This window comes from Pusillimonas sp. T2 (genome assembly GCF_002236805.1).
Taxonomy (GTDB): Bacteria; Pseudomonadota; Gammaproteobacteria; order Burkholderiales; family Burkholderiaceae_B; genus Neopusillimonas.
The window spans coordinates 35,621-50,235 of record NZ_NIQA01000010.1; the positions used below are offsets into that span (position 1 = coordinate 35,621).

Below are 14,615 nucleotides of genomic sequence, written 5' to 3' on the forward strand. Positions count from 1 at the left end.
TGATGTTTCCGGCAGGTTATCAATATCACAAAGTAGATAGTTTTAAGGCGGCCTGCGAGGCCCTCGATGCGCTCGGCGGCGAGGCTAAGCTTTTGGCGGGAGGGCAGACGCTGATTCCGATGATGAAGCTAAGGCTACTGGCGCCAAAGCATCTGGTAGACATGGGGGGCATTCGCGACGGCAACCGAATCGAGATTTCCGAAGAAATTCTTAGAATCGGTGCGCTGTCCTCTCATGCAAGTATCGCCGGTGCTGAGGTTATCAAGCCGTTTTCATTGTTGCGTGACTGTGCCTCTGGCATTGCTGATGTTCAGGTACGAAACATGGGCACTATAGGCGGCTCTCTTGCGGAGGCCGACCCTTGCAGTTGCTGGCCGACCGCTTTAATGGCCTTGGACGCTAGGGTTGTGTGTGTGAGTAGTGGCGCTGAGCGTACGCAAACAGTGGCACAGCTGCTGAAAGATGCTTATACCCCCAATCTGGAAGTGGGCGAGTTGATCACCGAGGTCCAGATTGACCGATCAAACCTGGAGGGCATGAGTACCTTCGTGGCGTTTAAACGTGCCGCACCGGCGTACCCAACGGCAAGTTGTGCATTAACCGTCAGGTTCGACGGCGAGCAAGTGCAATCGGCGGGCATGGCTTTAGGCTGCGTCGGCTTGACCCCCATTCGCGTGCCATACCTTGACGAAATACTCGTTGGTAATGTCCTGGATCAATCGCTGATTGACGACATTGCGGCGCTGGCCTCTGAGATTGCAGAGCCAGTTTCTGACAATAAAGGTAGCGAGGCTTACAAGCGTTCGTTAATCAGGGGGTTGGTAGCACGTGCATTTGACATTGTCATGCACAGAAAAAATGGAAAACCGCATACGGAGACACATTCTTATTATGGATGATCAAAAGCTTGAGCAGGTCAAAGTCAGCATCAATGGACGCCCCGTAAAAGCGACGGTTGAGCCTCGAAAACTGCTTGTCCATTTCATTCGTGAAGATCTCGGCCTGACCGGGACACATGTGGGGTGCGATACCAGTTATTGCGGAGCTTGTACTGTTTTACTCGATGGTAAAGCGGTGAAATCTTGCAATCTTTTTGCAGTGCAGGCCGATGGTAAGTCGTTAACAACGGTTGAGGGTCTTGAAAAACAAGGTGAACTGCACTCGTTACAGAAGTCGTTTTCTGAATGCCACGCCTTGCAGTGCGGGTACTGCACGCCAGGTATGTTGATGTCGTCCTTGTATCACATTAATACATGTGACCAGGTGACAGAGTCGTCTGTTCGGAAGGCGTTGGCTGGCAATGTGTGCCGATGCACGGGTTATCAAAACATTATCGAGGCAGTCGTTAGTACTGCGAGACAAGTAAAAGGGGAGATGGCATGAGGCTTTCTATGGATGGCAGTTTTTCGGTAAAGACGTCCCTGGCGGAAACTTACGCGTTTTTGACAGATCCTGAGCGTTTTGCGCCGTTATTGCCCATGTTCAAGTCTTTGGACTCAATGGATGAGGACTCCTTTGATTTGGTAATGGAAGTGGGCGTTCCTCAGATACGTGGGCGCGCCGAGGTCCATGTCGTTTACATTGAGCGCAAGCTAGACGAATACGCAAGCATGAGCAGCACGGTGCGGCACTCTTTGGGCGTCGCCGATGCCAGTTTGCGGTTCTCCCTTGAAAGCCAGGGGACTGGCACGCAGGTGACATGGACTTGTGACAGCACCGTACGAGGAACGCTGGCGTCGGTAGCCAGCGGAATTTTGAAACCTTTGGCTAGACGCAATGTCAGTGCCATGATCGCTTCAGTCCAGAATGAGCTAGGTGCAGCCGAGGATGGGGATGGCCCCAAGGAGGCGCCTGTCGAGTCGGGGACTAAATCAAAGTTGAGTGACCGTGTGTCATCTTGGCTGTCACGACACAAAAAGGTGACGGCATGAAGAGTCGTAAGGAAGATCATCGCCTTGTGCGCGGGCAGGGGCTTTTTGTTGATGACGAGCAGAGCCCGCGGCAATTACATGTCCGGCTGGTTAGGTCGCCGTATGCGCACGCCAAGATTCAGTCCATTGATGTGGCGGCGGCACGGGCCCTCGAAGGGGTTGTTTGTATCATGACGGGCGACGAGGTCGCCGCGCTGACTAAACCTTTTCCCCAAATGGCGCCAGCCCCGGCTAACGAAATCCGTGACTATTGCATGGCAATTGATCGGGTGCGTTTCCAGGGGGAGCCTGTGGTGGCTATTGCGGCAGAAACTCCCGAGATAGCGGCGGATGCCGCTGAATTGGTTCGCGTCACGTACGTCCCTCTCGATGCCGTTGTTGATGCGGTGGTTGCGCTCGAAAATCCCGTGGTTCTACATGAGAATATCGGCACTAATCAAGTGTTTTCTGATGTGTTCGAATGGGGTGAGGTAGATGAGGCCTTTGAGTCAGCTGACCATGTGATTGCTATTGATCGCCTGCATTTTCACCGTTTTTCGAGTACCCCTCTTGAGCCATTTGCAACGCTGGTAACTTGGGAAGCAGACGGGCGACTGGATATCTTTTGCAATATTAGTCAACCAGGCGTAGCTATGAAGTTTTTGGCGCCGCCGTTGGGTTTATCTCCTGACCTTGTTCGGCTGCGTACCCACGATATTGGTGGTGGGTTTGGTATCAAGCAAAATTTGTACCCCTACATTTTGATTTGTGCTTTGCTATCAAGACAGGCAGGGCACCGGCCCGTGAAGTGGATAGAAACACGTAGCGAGCATTTACAGGCCAGTGCCCACGGAAACGAGCGCACTTTCCTGGATACTGAAGTAGCGCTAGACAAAGACGGTGTCATTCAGGCTATTCGGTCGACACACGTGGATGACTGCGGCGCTTACCCGCGATATGAACCTTTAGGCTGCGTAATTTGGTCCCAAGTTGTGCCCGGCCCTTACCGGCTTCAGAACATTCGCATCAAAATGTCCCAGTCGGTGACTAACAAGTGTCCGGTTGGACCGAACCGCGGCTTCTCTCGTATGCAGCATATTTGGTTTCTTGAGCGTGTGATCGATATCTGTGGTCGGAAGCTTGGGATCGATCCGGATGTCATCCGGCTCAGGAACTATGTGCCTTCGTTCCCTTGGACTACACCCAATGGGTGCATCTATGATTCGGGTGACTATCCGGCCATGCTTGCTCTGGCCAAAGAGTTGGTTGGTTGGGATGCCTGGCAACAAAAAATCAAGGCCTTAAGGGCTGAAGGCAGGCTGGTTGGTATTGGTATCGGTACGACGCTCGATTCCGGAACCAACAATTTTGGTCAGTCACGCATCATTAATCCGGGCTCTCCGCTAACCGGTAACTCTGAAATTGCCAATGTGAGAGTAGGGGTTGATGGCCGCTTGATTGTCAGTGTCGGGTCCGTGCCGCAAGGGCAAGGTCATGAGACGGTGGCTTCACAGGTTGTGGCTGAAGAAATGGGCATTACTCCTGACTGGGTCTCTGTCCAGGTTGGTTTTGATACAGAACGGAACACATTCACTTCGCACTCAGGTACTTACGCAAGTCAGTTTGCGGTTACAAGTCTTGGCGCAATTCATGGTGCACTGGAGTTGGTCAAGCGAGAGTTACGCAGAATCGCGGCTTTTCATCTTGGGGTCGAGGTGGCGAGTCTGGGTTTTGGGTTATGCGACGGTGTGCCAGCGGTGCTGGATAAAACTGGAACTAAGCGGGCTACCTTTGCTGAGCTTGCAGCCATGGTGAACACGCGTACTGCCGGAATTTCGCCGGAAATCGCCGATCTTTCATTGAATTGTCGTTATGTTTATCGGCCGCCTTTTCAGGTGCCTGATACTCAGCGCAAGTACGGTAACTTGACCTTGACTTATGCGGCTCAGTGTCATATCGCAGTGCTTGAGGTAGATCGTCAAACGCATAATATTCATATTCTTGACTACGCGGCGGTCGACGATTGTGGCAAGGTGATTAGCCACACTATTGTTAAAGGTCAGGTGTTAGGGGCGGCAGCGCACGGGATTGGGGCTGCTTTGCTCGAAAGCTTTAAGTACGATGAATACGGAAATTTGTTAACCAGCACATTCAGTGATTATTGCCCTATCACTATCATGAATATGCCCAAAATAAAGTACGGCAATTACGAGTCCCCGTCGCCTTTTACTTATAACGGGGCCAAAGGCATGGGTGAAGGGGGCGGGGGTCCTTTACATGCGCTGTCTGCCGCACTTCAAGATGCCGTGTTTGACGCAGGTGTTGTGATTTCGGATTCGCATTATGCGCCTTCAGATCTTTTCGAGGCTCTGCAGGCGATCTAATCCTTCAATTTACGTAGCGCAATTCTGAATCTCTTGCTCAATCAACTGCATCAGTACGGTAGCGATTTTTGGCAGCTTTCGCCCGCGACGATAGACAAGATGAATTTCGCTTTCGTTGAACGCTTTTTCGGTGATCGGCAGTGCGGTCAGCAGCCCCGACTGTAGTTCTGACTTGACAACAGTTTCGGGCAATACCGCAACGCCGGCCCCTGCAAGTACCAGACTTCGTACCAGTTGTATCGACGATGAGGTGACTATAGGATCGAGTTCAAAATTTTGTTCTCGAGCGATTTTCTCAAAAATCTGGCGTGTTCTGAAAGTGTGTGTAGGCAAGATCAAATCGGTTTGAAGTAGGTCTGCAACTGACACTTTTGCGTGTCGCGCCAACGGGTGATTGCCTGGCACTATAGCGCGCACTGGTTGGGTAATAGTGCGTCTGGTTTGCAACGAAGGCTCGGGGTTTGGTTCGAGCAGTATGCCGAAGTGAGCCTCGTCTTCACTGACCATGTTAAGTGCTTCAGCGGTTGCGGCATCTTTCAGATTGATGCGCAGTCCGGGGTATTGCTTCAAAAACCGTCGAATAGCCAGGACGATAGCGTCCCCTAGTAGGCCTTGGCCAATGGCCACCGTTACATTGCCGCGTCTTAGCCCCCGAAGGTCATCCATCGCTGACATCAGAGCTTCATGGTGTCCGAGTTGGTCGCGGTAGTAGTCAATGAGCATTTGGCCCGCTGGTGTAAGTTTGACGGTATGTCGCCCCCGTTCAATGAGGGGTAGGCCCATTTCTGCTTCAAGGCGATTGATTTGCCGGCTGATTGACGATGGGGCCATGTTGAAGTGTTCGCTGGCCGCACGCATGGTGCCTCGCCGGTATGACTCATAAAGATACTTGAGACCGCTTTCTCCGAGTTTCATTTCTGTGTGGCCTTGCGTATTGCATAAGTTTGATATTTGGTTTGTCGTCAAATTAGCTGAGTCTTGTCCGATTCTAGCGGAGCCTCTGTTGTTTTTTGCTTTGGGGTTTACCTTTAGCTGAGGGTTGTTGACTTGTTGTATTCCATAAGATATAGTTAGTGATATATCACAAGAGATGATAACAAGCTCTTGCGAAATTATCCGATTGCGCCATGGAGGCTGTGGCGCCTATCTGTTCATCTTCAAGGGGATCTGGCATGTCTAAAGTTGCAAAATCTTCAACACGGCGTAAATGGCTCCAGTCCGTGGCAACGCTAGCCCTGTGCGTGGCTATGCCTGCAGCGCAGGCACAAGCACAGGCGACGGCACCGCTAAAAATTGGTGTGCTGGGTTCATTTACTGGTGGTGCTGCCGATATCAATAAAGGCGAGCTCGATGGCCTGAAACTCAAACTGAAGCAAATTGGCTATCAGATCGGTGACCGTCAGGTCGAGCTGATCGTCGAAGACGATGGCGGTGATCCCGGTGCTGGCGTGACCAAGATGCAAAAGCTGGTGGAGCGCGATAAGGTCGACATGGTGGTTGGGCCGTTTTTGGGGCACGTTGTTGCCGCTACCCAAGAGTACGTGGGCAAGTCGGGCATTCCTCAATTGGCTATGGTGGGGCAGATTCCAGAAAATGCAAAGCATCCTAATTCCTTTGTGCCCGGCTGGAATGCCGTACAACTTGGGCGTCAAATGGGTCAGTACGCCGTCAATAAGCTTGGCTATAAGACTGCAGTCGTAATCAGCTCGAAGTTTGCCTACGGTGAACGCGTCTCTGAAGGCTTTATCGATGGGTTTCAGAAAGCGGGCGGAAAAATTGAGCGTGAGGTCTATGTTCCTTTGGGAACTGCTGACTGGGGGCCCTTTATTACGGGAGCACCTAAGGCAGATAGCGTATTTGCGGCAACGCTTGGCGCGGATGCCATCAAATTAGTGAAAGCGCGACATGAGTACGGCCAACGTGATCGATTGCCCTTGATCGGCGTCATCAGTACTGTTGACGGCATGTTGCTGCCTGCCATGGGAAGTGCGGCATACGGGGCAGTGGCGGTAACCCATTACTTGCCAGAGCTCGATATTCCTGAAAACCGTCAATTTATTGAAGACTTTAAGAAAGAATATGGAAAGACGCCAATTGGTTACTACGAAGCCTTAGGGTACACGATTGGGCAGATCATTGAGTCCGCAGTGACGTCATCTGCCGGGAAAACGGATCCGGCATCCTTGGTCGCCGGTTTGAATAAGGTAGATCTTAAAACCCCTCAAGGTAATTTCCGCTTTGATCCGCAAACCCGCTTTCCTTATATGGACTACTACTTTGTCAAGGTCGTCGACAAGGCTGGAAAGCCCAACTTTGAAATCATCGACGTTAATCGCGACGTCAAGCCCGAGAACAACTGAGGAGAGTCGTAATGGGAGAGCTTAATAACATACCCGAAGGTGCACCTAGCCTTGATGAAATTTTGCTGCAATCGGCAGATATGGAGTGGCGGGCTAAGTCGCTGCCAGGCTTGTACGAAAAAATGTTGTGGAGAAATGAGGAGACCGGCGCGTCGATTGCGTTGATCAAATTCGAAAAGGGTACGAGCATTCCCAAACCTCACAGCCATGCGTCTAATCAGTTCATGTTTTGTCTGAGCGGCCGCTACGAATACACGTCGACGGGTGTCACTTTGGTCGCGGGCTCGTTCTACTGCAATCCGAAAGGCAATGTGCACGGGCCGACGATTGCTCATGAAGACACTGTCGTTATTGAAATCTACGACGGTCCGCATTATCCGCAGGTGCCCGACTGGTATACCAACGCGGCCGACGCAAACTGAGGTGTAAATGTCAACTGAAACTATCTCGGCTTCGGCGCTGAGGGCCTTCGTTAAAGCCTTGTTTGTAAAGCAAGGTGCAACCGACGCTGACGCGCTGGTTATCGCCGACAGTCTTGTCGGTGCCGACCTTGAGGGAGTGAGTTCGCATGGTGTCATGCTGTTGCCTATGTATGTTGATCGGGTGAAGGCGGGTAGCATGCGGCTTTCCGCTAGCGCTGAGATTGTTGACGATCTCGGAGGGCTGGTTGTGATGACTGCTAATCACGCGCCGGGTCAAGTATCTGCCCAGGAAGCAGTTGGCATTGCCATTGAGCGCGCACGTGTTCATGGCATGGCTACTGTTACGGTGCGCGAAGCTGGTCATTTTGGGGCTGGGGCTTACTGGGCTCGTCAAATGGCAGCCCAAGGTATGGTTGGTATGGCGTTTTCAAATACCCGGCCGCTCATGCCAGCCCCTGGCGGGGCGAAACCCCTGGTTGGCAATAACCCCTTGTGTATGGCTTTTCCTAGTCAACAAGGCTTGCCAGTTATTGTTGACATGGCGATGAGCGCGTCGGCGATGGGAAAAATTCGCATGGCTGACATCAAGGGTGAATCGATTCCGTTGGGGTGGGCAACGGACGCGAGCGGTAAAGACACCCAGTCGCCGGCCGAGGCTATCAAGGGCATGTTGCTTCCAGCTGCCGGGCCTAAGGGGTTTGGTCTGGCGGTGGCCATCGAACTGCTATGTGGCGCGTTGTCGGGTGGTGGCATTGCGTCGCAAGTTAAGCCGTTGTTCGGCGATCCGGCTGAGCCTTATAACTGTGCGCACACTTTTATCGCGATTGACGCCTCACGTCTGAACGGTGGACGTGGCATCGGTCAGCAAGTGGACAACTTGGCCAATGTAATTCGTCACTCCGAAAAAGCCCCCGGTATCGAGCGTGTATATGCCCCAGGTGATCTTGAGCGCAGTAGACGCGCGCAGCACAACGATCAGTGCTGTCTGTCGGCTGATTTGGTGACGCGGCTCAGGGAGTTGGCCCAGGCAAACGACGTCGCTTTTGTTTTCTAAGGATCGTTGCCCCTTATTTTCATGGCAACGTAGATGGACTGTATTGAAGGACTCAAAATGAAACAGCAAATTACTTCCCCCGCTTTGGCGAAACCTAATGGTCACTTTTCTCAAGCAACCGCCATCGAGGCAAAGGGCCGTTTGGTGTTTATCTCGGGTATGACAGCCCGTGCTAAAGACGGCACGATTGCCGGCGTGGGCAACATTGAGGTTCAGACGCGTCAGGTATGTGAAAACTTGAAGGGAGCTGTTGAAGCGGCTGGCGGCACGCTTGAGGATATTTGTCGCGTTGACGTTTATGTGCGCAATATCGAATATTTTGATGCCATTCATAAAGTTCGCATGGAATTTTTTAAAGAGCCCCTGCCTGCCTCGACCATGGTTGAAGTTACCAAAATGGTCAAACCAGAGTACCTCATTGAAATTAGTGCGATTGCGGTTATCCCGGAGTAATGGCCGTGACAAGGTTTAAGTTGGGGACTGTAGTTCATAGAGGCGTGGATCGTGTCGCTCTTTGGGATGGGGGCGGCACGCTTAGATTGATGCCCGAGCCCTCTCCTGATTTGGTTGGTCTGATCGAGCTGGGGGACGAGGGCCTGGCCTCTGTGCGTGCCGTTGCTGCTGATGCACGAGCAGAACAGGTTTCTTTATCGGATGTGACCGTCCTTGCGCCCATTAGGCGGTTTCGGCGCGATGTGCTGTGTACGGGCTGGAATTATTGGGACCACTTTTACGAAAGTGAGGGCAAGCGTGAAGGGCAAGACGTTCCCAAGCCTGATGCGCCGACATTTTTTACTAAGGCGCCTGATGTCGTCATAGGCCCCTATCAGGATATTGCCTATGACGCTCGAGTTTCTGCTAAATGGGACTACGAAGCTGAGATCGTAGTCATTATCGGTAAGACCGGTCGCAGCATCCCGCAAGACAGCGCCATGTCTCACGTATTCGGTTATTGCTTGGCCAATGATGTGTCGCAGCGGGATTTACAGCGGCGTCATGGTGGTCAGTGGTTTAAGGGTAAGAGCGTTGATCAGACTATGCCTTTGGGGCCGTGGATAACCTTGCGCGACGACATCGATCTGAGCACGGTTGTTCTTGAATGTGAATTGAATGGGGAGACCATGCAGCGCGCGGGTGCCCACGAAATGGCCTTTTCGATTGGTGAGTTGATTGCCGAACTTTCGATGGGTATGACGCTATACGCTGGTGATGTTCTGCTTACCGGTACCCCTAGCGGCATTGGCAATGCACGCACGCCACCCGTATTTATTAAGGCGGGCGATACGGTTATTGTGCGGGCAACCGGGTTGGGCGAGCTGGTCAACAAGTTGGTCGATGTCGATCTTAAATCTTATCGTCAATGAGGACGGTTATGAGTAATCCCTATGTTCAATATTTGGCCGGCTATGGCCTTGAGGTCCCCGAGCTTGATGTGGCTGAGAGGTTCTATAGCAGTTTCGGGTTAGGTGTTCAGCACACAGGGCAGACGCTTGAACTCCGTACGCCTAAGAATCCTTCCCCCGATATTGTCATTCTGAAGGGCGGTGCCCAAAAGCGTTTGCATCACTTGTCATTCGCGGTGCTTGAGGCTGACTTGCCCCGTTTTTTTGAGCACTTGACGCAAGAGGGTTCTACACCTGTCACGCCGCCGTTCGGCGAGATTCGTCCTGGCCTATGGTTTCAAGATCCGTGGGGGACGTGGATTAATCTGACGCCGATTCAGGCGCCTCGAGTCGAGCCGGTTAAAGATTTGGTAATTCCCGGTCGCCTTGACCGCCATTTATGGCGGGAGTTGAATCGCGATATCAAGCCCAATCGTCTGGGGCACCTACTGATCTTTACGCCTGATTTCGATAAAGCGCAGGCGTGGTTTGAGCGCGTGCTTGGACTAATGACCAGCGATCGTGCGGTCGGTAAAGTAGCGTTTATGGCTGGGGGCCGTGGTATTCGTGATCACCACTGTTTTGGGTTGATCAATGGCACTCATCGGGGCTTTCAGCACAGCAGTTTTCAGGTTAATTCGTTTGATGATATTGGCTTTGGCGCATTGCAAATGCACAAAGCCGGTTACACCGATGGCTTTGGTCTGGGTCGGCATGCGCTGGCTTCGAATCTGTTTTTTTATGTCCGTGACCCTTGGGGTAGCTGGGTGGAGTATTACGCCGACATGGACAAAATTAGTGATGCTTGGGTCACGAAAGACTGGCAAGACCTGCCTTACATCTGGCCGGCTTGGGCACCTGAGTTCTGGACCAATGAAATGAACGCAAATCATGAGCCCCGCTAGGGATATCGAGTCAAAAAAGGGTTGACCTATGATAGAGATCGATGTTCATGCCCACCTGGCTCCGATCCACGGGCCGGGCTTGGTGGGATTACCAGGGGTCGAGTGGAGCGGGGCGGACAGTCGCCTGGTACTTGATGGCCAGGTGATTGGGATGAAAGACTTATTCTATCCAGAGCGCTTGCTCCGTTGGATGGATTTGAATGATATTCAAAGGTCGCTGGTGTCAATTCCCCCACCGCTGTACCGGCAGGGCTTGGATCAGGACCACGCCTTGCAATGGGTGACCTATGTAAACGACGCGATGCAGATGACTTGCGCGCAGTATCCAGGTCGTCTTGAGGCCTTGTTCTATATGCCCTTAGAGCATGTGGCATTGCTCGAGACTCTGATGGCTCGTTATGCTGCAGGCGGCTTTCATGGTGTGGCGCTGGCCGCAGGCGGCCACCCCGATATCGTTTACTCGCGGCCTGAATATGAGCCGCTATGGGGCTTTTTGCATCGTCAAGAAAGTTTTGTCTTCATTCATCCGGGTACTTGCGGTGATTCTCGTCTGGCACCCTTTTACCTCGAAAATTTAGTTGGAAATCCCTACGAAACCGGTGTTGCGGCGTCGCATTTGGTTATGGCCGATGTGCCGCGTCGCTTTAGCGGCGTCCGGTTTTGTTTAGCTCACGCTGGCGGCGTTTTTCCGTGTTTATGCGGTCGTCTCGAGCGAGGCTTCCTGACTCGCCGTCCAGGTGTTGATGTCGACAAACTAGAAGCTCCCTTGAAGGCAGCGCGTCGTTTCTATGTCGACGGTATCGCCCACAGTGAGGCTGCTCTTGCGCTAGCGCGCGAGACTTTTGGTGCCGACCATATTCTTTATGGCTCTGACTGGCCATTCCCCATGGGATTGAAAGATCCCGGCGCTCACTGAACCTTCGAGGCATCCATGGATTTTTGGCTTTATCAGTTACTGAACGGACTGTCGTTCGGGATGTTGCTTTTCTTGTTGTCGGCTGGCCTAGCTCTGATTTTTGGGGTTATGCGTATTCTGAATCTGGCGCATGGCGTTTTTTATGCCTTTGGTGTTTGGGTAGCGATTGCTGTTTATGGTCATACGAATAGCTTCTGGCTTGCTTTGCTAGCGGGGATTGGTGTGGTGACGCTCATTGGCATTTTTATTGAGCGTGTTTTGCTGCGCCGTATTCCTCATGATGAGCTCCCACAGGCCTTGATGACATTTGGCCTCATGCTGATTATTGGCGATCTGGCGCTCTGGATCTGGGGCGGGACGCCTCAGACGTTACCACGGCCCGAATGGCTTGCTGGTCCGATCCAAGTGGCTGACTATTACTTTCCTGCCTATCGGGTATTTATGATTGTTGTCGGTATCGTCATCGGTGCCTTGCTGTGGTATGTCCAGTCAAATACACGCGTCGGTGCATTGATCCGGGCCGCTATTGACGATGCTGAGATTGCGCAGAGTACCGGTATTAATGTCTCTTTGCTATCTACGGCGACTTTTGCGATTGGTGCTGCCTTAGCCGCTTTCGGTGGCATTGTTGGAGGGCCTATTCTGGGGGTTCACGTCGGTCTCGAGCTTGAGGTGCTGCTGTTGGCTTTTGTAGTGGTCATTATTGGCGGCTTAGGTAGCCTTAAAGGGGCTTTTGTAGGCGCCATTATTGTGGGCATGCTCGACAGTCTGGGCAAAACGTTAATCCCCGAGTTTGCCTTGTTCACCTTGTTCGTTCCGATGGCGCTGATACTTATTTTCCGGCCCAATGGGCTGATGGGTGGTAAAGCATGATGAATACGTTTGATTTTCGGAATTCAGCCCTACCGCTCTTGGTCTTGCTGGCGTTAGTCGTTGTGCCTCTTTTTGCTGGCTCCTATGTCCAGGGTGTGGTTGTGAAGATGATGGCGTTTGCCTTGTTTGCGGTAAGTCTCAACATCATTCTGGGCTATGGCGGCATGGCGTCGCTCGGACACGCGGCATTTTTTGGTGTGGGCGCCTATGTAGTGGCAAAAATGTCGACTTCTGGCGTTGATAGCCTTTGGTTACAGCTGTTAGCCGCAGTGCTTCTGGCGACGGTTACAGCGGCGGTGTTTGGACTGCTGACCTTGCGTGCAAAAGGGGCGTATCTATTAATGATCACGTTGGCGTTGGCGCAAGTTTTGTGGGGTGTGGCGTATAGCTGGAAGAGTTTTACAGGGGCTGACGACGGTATTCCTGGCATATCCAGACCCGTATCTATCTTTTTGTGGGATTTGTCGACTAGCTCAGGGTATTACTATTTTGTGCTTGCCGTGTTCACGGTCGTCTTGGCTCTGACTGGGTTGTTTGTCGCCTCCTCGTTTGGCCGCGCCTTGCTAGGGGTACGCGAAAACGAGCGTCGTATGCTGGTCTTGGGCTATCCCGTTTGGGCCTATAAATACCTTGCTTGTGTTCTCTCCGGTGGCCTGGCAGGGTTGGCGGGCGCCCTCATGGCCTGGCAGAACGGCTTTGTTGGTCCTAGTTACCTTAGCGTTGCCTATTCGGCCATGGTTCTCATTATGGTCATTCTTGGCGGTGCGGGCACACTTTATGGGCCAGTGTTGGGGGCGTTCATCATTATCGGTCTTGAAAACTACATCAGTGGGATCACCGATCGCTGGGTACTTATTTTAGGTCTGATCTACGTGTTAGTGACTTTATTTGCGCCTAATGGCGTGGTGGGTTTGTTCGCCATGCGTAAAAAGGAGGGTGCATCATGAATGCACTTGATATTCGGAGTCTCACACTACGTTTTGGTGGTCTCAAGGCAATTGATAGGCTTTCGTTTTCCGTGCCGGTCGGAGAGCGCCTAGTTATTTTTGGGCCCAACGGCGCTGGCAAAACGACCCTGTTCAATGTCATCACAGGGCTCTTTTCACCTACCGAAGGGTCGTTACAGATGTTTGGTAAAGATCTGGCCGATCAGGGCGTTTCACAGCGAGTCGCTATGGGGTTGGGGCGTACTTTCCAGATCACAACATTGTTTCCACGTTTGACCGTACTCGAAAGCGCGATGTTGGCCATTCAGGCCGGCGAGCCGGGGCGTTTCAATATGGTTCGTCCCCTAGTGTCATCCCGGGGGATCCGTAGCCGCGCTCTGGCGTTGTTGGATGAGTGGGGCGTTGTAGAGAAGGCCGATACGTTAACTATGAGTCTGTCCTATGGCGAGCAACGTCAAGTTGAGCTGGTCCTTGCCCTGGCGCGTAAACCTCGTCTGCTGTTGCTTGACGAACCTGCGGCTGGGTTATCTGTGGCCGAGACGGCAAAAGTCGAAGAAATGGTTGCTCGCTTTCCCCGCGACATTACCGTCATGCTGATTGAGCATGACGTGGAGATGGCATTGCGATTGGCTGATCGGGTCCTAGTCATGCAGCAAGGGGGGCTGGCTACCTCGGGTACGCCGGACGAAATTCGAAATGATCCGATGGTGGCCGAAATTTATTTTGGGGCTGAGCATGTCTGAATTTTTCTCTGTGACTGGCGTTACTGCGGGTTATGGCGCAAGTACGGTTTTGCACGGTGTGTCGCTGACATTGCAGCCGGGCAGGATTTGCACGGTCCTTGGCAAGAACGGAGTAGGTAAAACGACGCTGATACGCGCTATAGCAGGCCACTGTCACATCCGCACAGGAAGAGTTGTCATGGGGCCGCGAGATCTCACTAATCTTCCGGCGCATGAAATTGCTCAGCACCGCGTTGGGTTGGTTCCTCAGGGTCGGCGGCTCTTCCCGACTTTGACGGTTCGAGAGCACTTGTTGGTTGGTGCGCGCGCTACCGAAGGCCAAGAGCCGGGCTGGAGTATGCATCGGGTCATTGAGTACTTTCCTCGCATTGGCGAACGTTTGAGCAATCTTGGCAACATGTTGTCTGGCGGCGAACAAAGCATGGTGGCCATAGGGCGCGCCCTGGTGGGCAACCCTAAAGTGTTGCTGCTTGATGAGCCTTCTGAGGGCTTGTCTCCATTACTGGTGAACCAAGTTGCCGAAGTGTTGCAAACACTACGGGACGAGGGGATTGCTATATTGCTTGTCGAACAGAATTATGGCTTGGCCATGAAACTGTCCGATCAGATCAACATTATGAGCAAAGGACAGATTGTCCACACCAGCACCCCGGAGCAGCTGAAGGCATCCCCCGAAATTCGGTCGCAGTTCCTCGGTGTGTAGGTGGCTTATCACTACG

16 protein-coding genes are annotated in these 14,615 nt (G+C 52.5%); 15 read left to right on the forward strand and 1 reads right to left on the reverse strand.

Annotated elements, in window-relative coordinates; translation table 11 throughout:
- The first annotated feature begins 2 nt into the window (after nucleotides 1-2).
- From PuT2_RS13545 to PuT2_RS13560, 4 genes are read left to right on the forward strand one after another with little or no spacing between them, the layout of a single operon-like run.
- Complete coding sequence (locus tag PuT2_RS13545) at nucleotides 3-899, forward strand: xanthine dehydrogenase family protein subunit M (RefSeq protein WP_093971527.1); 897 nt, start codon at nucleotides 3-5, stop codon at nucleotides 897-899.
- Nucleotides 892-1,383, forward strand: a complete 492-nt coding sequence (locus PuT2_RS13550) for a (2Fe-2S)-binding protein (RefSeq protein ID WP_093971528.1) — start codon at nucleotides 892-894, stop codon at nucleotides 1,381-1,383. The genes PuT2_RS13545 and PuT2_RS13550 overlap by 8 nt, the downstream gene beginning before the upstream one ends.
- Nucleotides 1,380-1,931 (forward strand): CoxG family protein, encoded by a 552-nt coding sequence (locus PuT2_RS13555; RefSeq protein WP_093971529.1) that lies wholly within the window; start codon nucleotides 1,380-1,382, stop codon nucleotides 1,929-1,931. Before PuT2_RS13550 ends, PuT2_RS13555 begins: the two co-directional genes overlap by 4 nt.
- The gene (locus PuT2_RS13560; RefSeq protein ID WP_093971530.1) at nucleotides 1,928-4,294 is read left to right on the forward strand and encodes a xanthine dehydrogenase family protein molybdopterin-binding subunit; all 2,367 of its coding nucleotides are present in this window, start codon (nucleotides 1,928-1,930) and stop codon (nucleotides 4,292-4,294) included. Before PuT2_RS13555 ends, PuT2_RS13560 begins: the two co-directional genes overlap by 4 nt.
- 9 nt (nucleotides 4,295-4,303) lie before the next feature.
- On the opposite strand, the gene PuT2_RS13565 is transcribed toward PuT2_RS13560, so the two are convergent.
- The gene (locus PuT2_RS13565) at nucleotides 4,304-5,209 is read right to left on the reverse strand and encodes a LysR family transcriptional regulator (RefSeq protein WP_093971531.1); all 906 of its coding nucleotides are present in this window, start codon (nucleotides 5,207-5,209) and stop codon (nucleotides 4,304-4,306) included.
- 257 nt (nucleotides 5,210-5,466) lie between these two features.
- On the opposite strand from PuT2_RS13565, the gene PuT2_RS13570 reads away from it, so the two are divergent.
- The 11 genes from PuT2_RS13570 to PuT2_RS13620 all read left to right on the forward strand — a co-directional run bounded on the left by PuT2_RS13570 (nucleotide 5,467) and on the right by PuT2_RS13620 (nucleotide 14,599).
- Complete coding sequence (locus tag PuT2_RS13570; RefSeq protein ID WP_158214049.1) at nucleotides 5,467-6,654, forward strand: ABC transporter substrate-binding protein; 1,188 nt, start codon at nucleotides 5,467-5,469, stop codon at nucleotides 6,652-6,654.
- A gap of 11 nt (nucleotides 6,655-6,665) precedes the next feature.
- Nucleotides 6,666-7,076, forward strand: a complete 411-nt coding sequence (locus PuT2_RS13575; protein WP_123660223.1) for a cupin domain-containing protein — start codon at nucleotides 6,666-6,668, stop codon at nucleotides 7,074-7,076.
- 7 nt (nucleotides 7,077-7,083) lie between these two features.
- Nucleotides 7,084-8,130: an Ldh family oxidoreductase gene (locus PuT2_RS13580; RefSeq protein WP_093971533.1), complete on the forward strand. Its 1,047-nt coding sequence runs from the start codon at nucleotides 7,084-7,086 to the stop codon at nucleotides 8,128-8,130.
- Nucleotides 8,131-8,187: 57 nt separating this feature from the next.
- The gene (locus tag PuT2_RS13585; protein WP_093971605.1) at nucleotides 8,188-8,583 is read left to right on the forward strand and encodes a RidA family protein; all 396 of its coding nucleotides are present in this window, start codon (nucleotides 8,188-8,190) and stop codon (nucleotides 8,581-8,583) included.
- 44 nt (nucleotides 8,584-8,627) lie between these two features.
- Nucleotides 8,628-9,494, forward strand: a complete 867-nt coding sequence (locus PuT2_RS13590) for a fumarylacetoacetate hydrolase family protein (RefSeq protein ID WP_254047009.1) — start codon at nucleotides 8,628-8,630, stop codon at nucleotides 9,492-9,494.
- 8 nt (nucleotides 9,495-9,502) lie between these two features.
- Nucleotides 9,503-10,417, forward strand: coding sequence for a VOC family protein (locus PuT2_RS13595; protein WP_158214050.1), 915 nt, complete (start codon nucleotides 9,503-9,505; stop codon nucleotides 10,415-10,417).
- A 151-nt stretch (nucleotides 10,418-10,568) separates the two neighbouring features.
- The gene (locus tag PuT2_RS13600; RefSeq protein WP_371596932.1) at nucleotides 10,569-11,333 is read left to right on the forward strand and encodes an amidohydrolase family protein; all 765 of its coding nucleotides are present in this window, start codon (nucleotides 10,569-10,571) and stop codon (nucleotides 11,331-11,333) included.
- A gap of 15 nt (nucleotides 11,334-11,348) precedes the next feature.
- On the forward strand, nucleotides 11,349-12,206 hold the full coding sequence (locus PuT2_RS13605; protein WP_093971537.1) for a branched-chain amino acid ABC transporter permease: 858 nt from the start codon (nucleotides 11,349-11,351) through the stop codon (nucleotides 12,204-12,206).
- The gene (locus PuT2_RS13610; RefSeq protein WP_093971538.1) at nucleotides 12,203-13,153 is read left to right on the forward strand and encodes a branched-chain amino acid ABC transporter permease; all 951 of its coding nucleotides are present in this window, start codon (nucleotides 12,203-12,205) and stop codon (nucleotides 13,151-13,153) included. The genes PuT2_RS13605 and PuT2_RS13610 overlap by 4 nt, the downstream gene beginning before the upstream one ends.
- Nucleotides 13,150-13,896, forward strand: coding sequence for an ABC transporter ATP-binding protein (locus tag PuT2_RS13615; protein ID WP_093971539.1), 747 nt, complete (start codon nucleotides 13,150-13,152; stop codon nucleotides 13,894-13,896). The genes PuT2_RS13610 and PuT2_RS13615 overlap by 4 nt, the downstream gene beginning before the upstream one ends.
- Entirely contained in the window at nucleotides 13,889-14,599 is a 711-nt protein-coding gene (locus PuT2_RS13620; RefSeq protein WP_158214051.1) for an ABC transporter ATP-binding protein, read from the forward strand. The genes PuT2_RS13615 and PuT2_RS13620 overlap by 8 nt, the downstream gene beginning before the upstream one ends.
- Nucleotides 14,600-14,615: the final 16 nt, after the last annotated feature.

Coding starts and splice junctions, on each gene's coding strand:
- PuT2_RS13565 (WP_093971531.1), bottom strand. CDS start 5,209: ATGAAACTCGGAGAAAGCGGTCTCAAGTATCTTTATGAGTCATACCGG.
- PuT2_RS13620 (WP_158214051.1), top strand. CDS start 13,889: ATGTCTGAATTTTTCTCTGTGACTGGCGTTACTGCGGGTTATGGCGCA.
- PuT2_RS13610 (WP_093971538.1), top strand. CDS start 12,203: ATGATGAATACGTTTGATTTTCGGAATTCAGCCCTACCGCTCTTGGTC.
- PuT2_RS13600 (WP_371596932.1), top strand. CDS start 10,569: ATGAAAGACTTATTCTATCCAGAGCGCTTGCTCCGTTGGATGGATTTG.
- PuT2_RS13585 (WP_093971605.1), top strand. CDS start 8,188: ATGAAACAGCAAATTACTTCCCCCGCTTTGGCGAAACCTAATGGTCAC.
- PuT2_RS13555 (WP_093971529.1), top strand. CDS start 1,380: ATGAGGCTTTCTATGGATGGCAGTTTTTCGGTAAAGACGTCCCTGGCG.
- PuT2_RS13550 (WP_093971528.1), top strand. CDS start 892: ATGGATGATCAAAAGCTTGAGCAGGTCAAAGTCAGCATCAATGGACGC.
- PuT2_RS13615 (WP_093971539.1), top strand. CDS start 13,150: ATGAATGCACTTGATATTCGGAGTCTCACACTACGTTTTGGTGGTCTC.
- PuT2_RS13545 (WP_093971527.1), top strand. CDS start 3: ATGTTTCCGGCAGGTTATCAATATCACAAAGTAGATAGTTTTAAGGCG.
- PuT2_RS13580 (WP_093971533.1), top strand. CDS start 7,084: ATGTCAACTGAAACTATCTCGGCTTCGGCGCTGAGGGCCTTCGTTAAA.
- PuT2_RS13560 (WP_093971530.1), top strand. CDS start 1,928: ATGAAGAGTCGTAAGGAAGATCATCGCCTTGTGCGCGGGCAGGGGCTT.
- PuT2_RS13575 (WP_123660223.1), top strand. CDS start 6,666: ATGGGAGAGCTTAATAACATACCCGAAGGTGCACCTAGCCTTGATGAA.
- PuT2_RS13595 (WP_158214050.1), top strand. CDS start 9,503: ATGAGTAATCCCTATGTTCAATATTTGGCCGGCTATGGCCTTGAGGTC.
- PuT2_RS13570 (WP_158214049.1), top strand. CDS start 5,467: ATGTCTAAAGTTGCAAAATCTTCAACACGGCGTAAATGGCTCCAGTCC.
- PuT2_RS13605 (WP_093971537.1), top strand. CDS start 11,349: ATGGATTTTTGGCTTTATCAGTTACTGAACGGACTGTCGTTCGGGATG.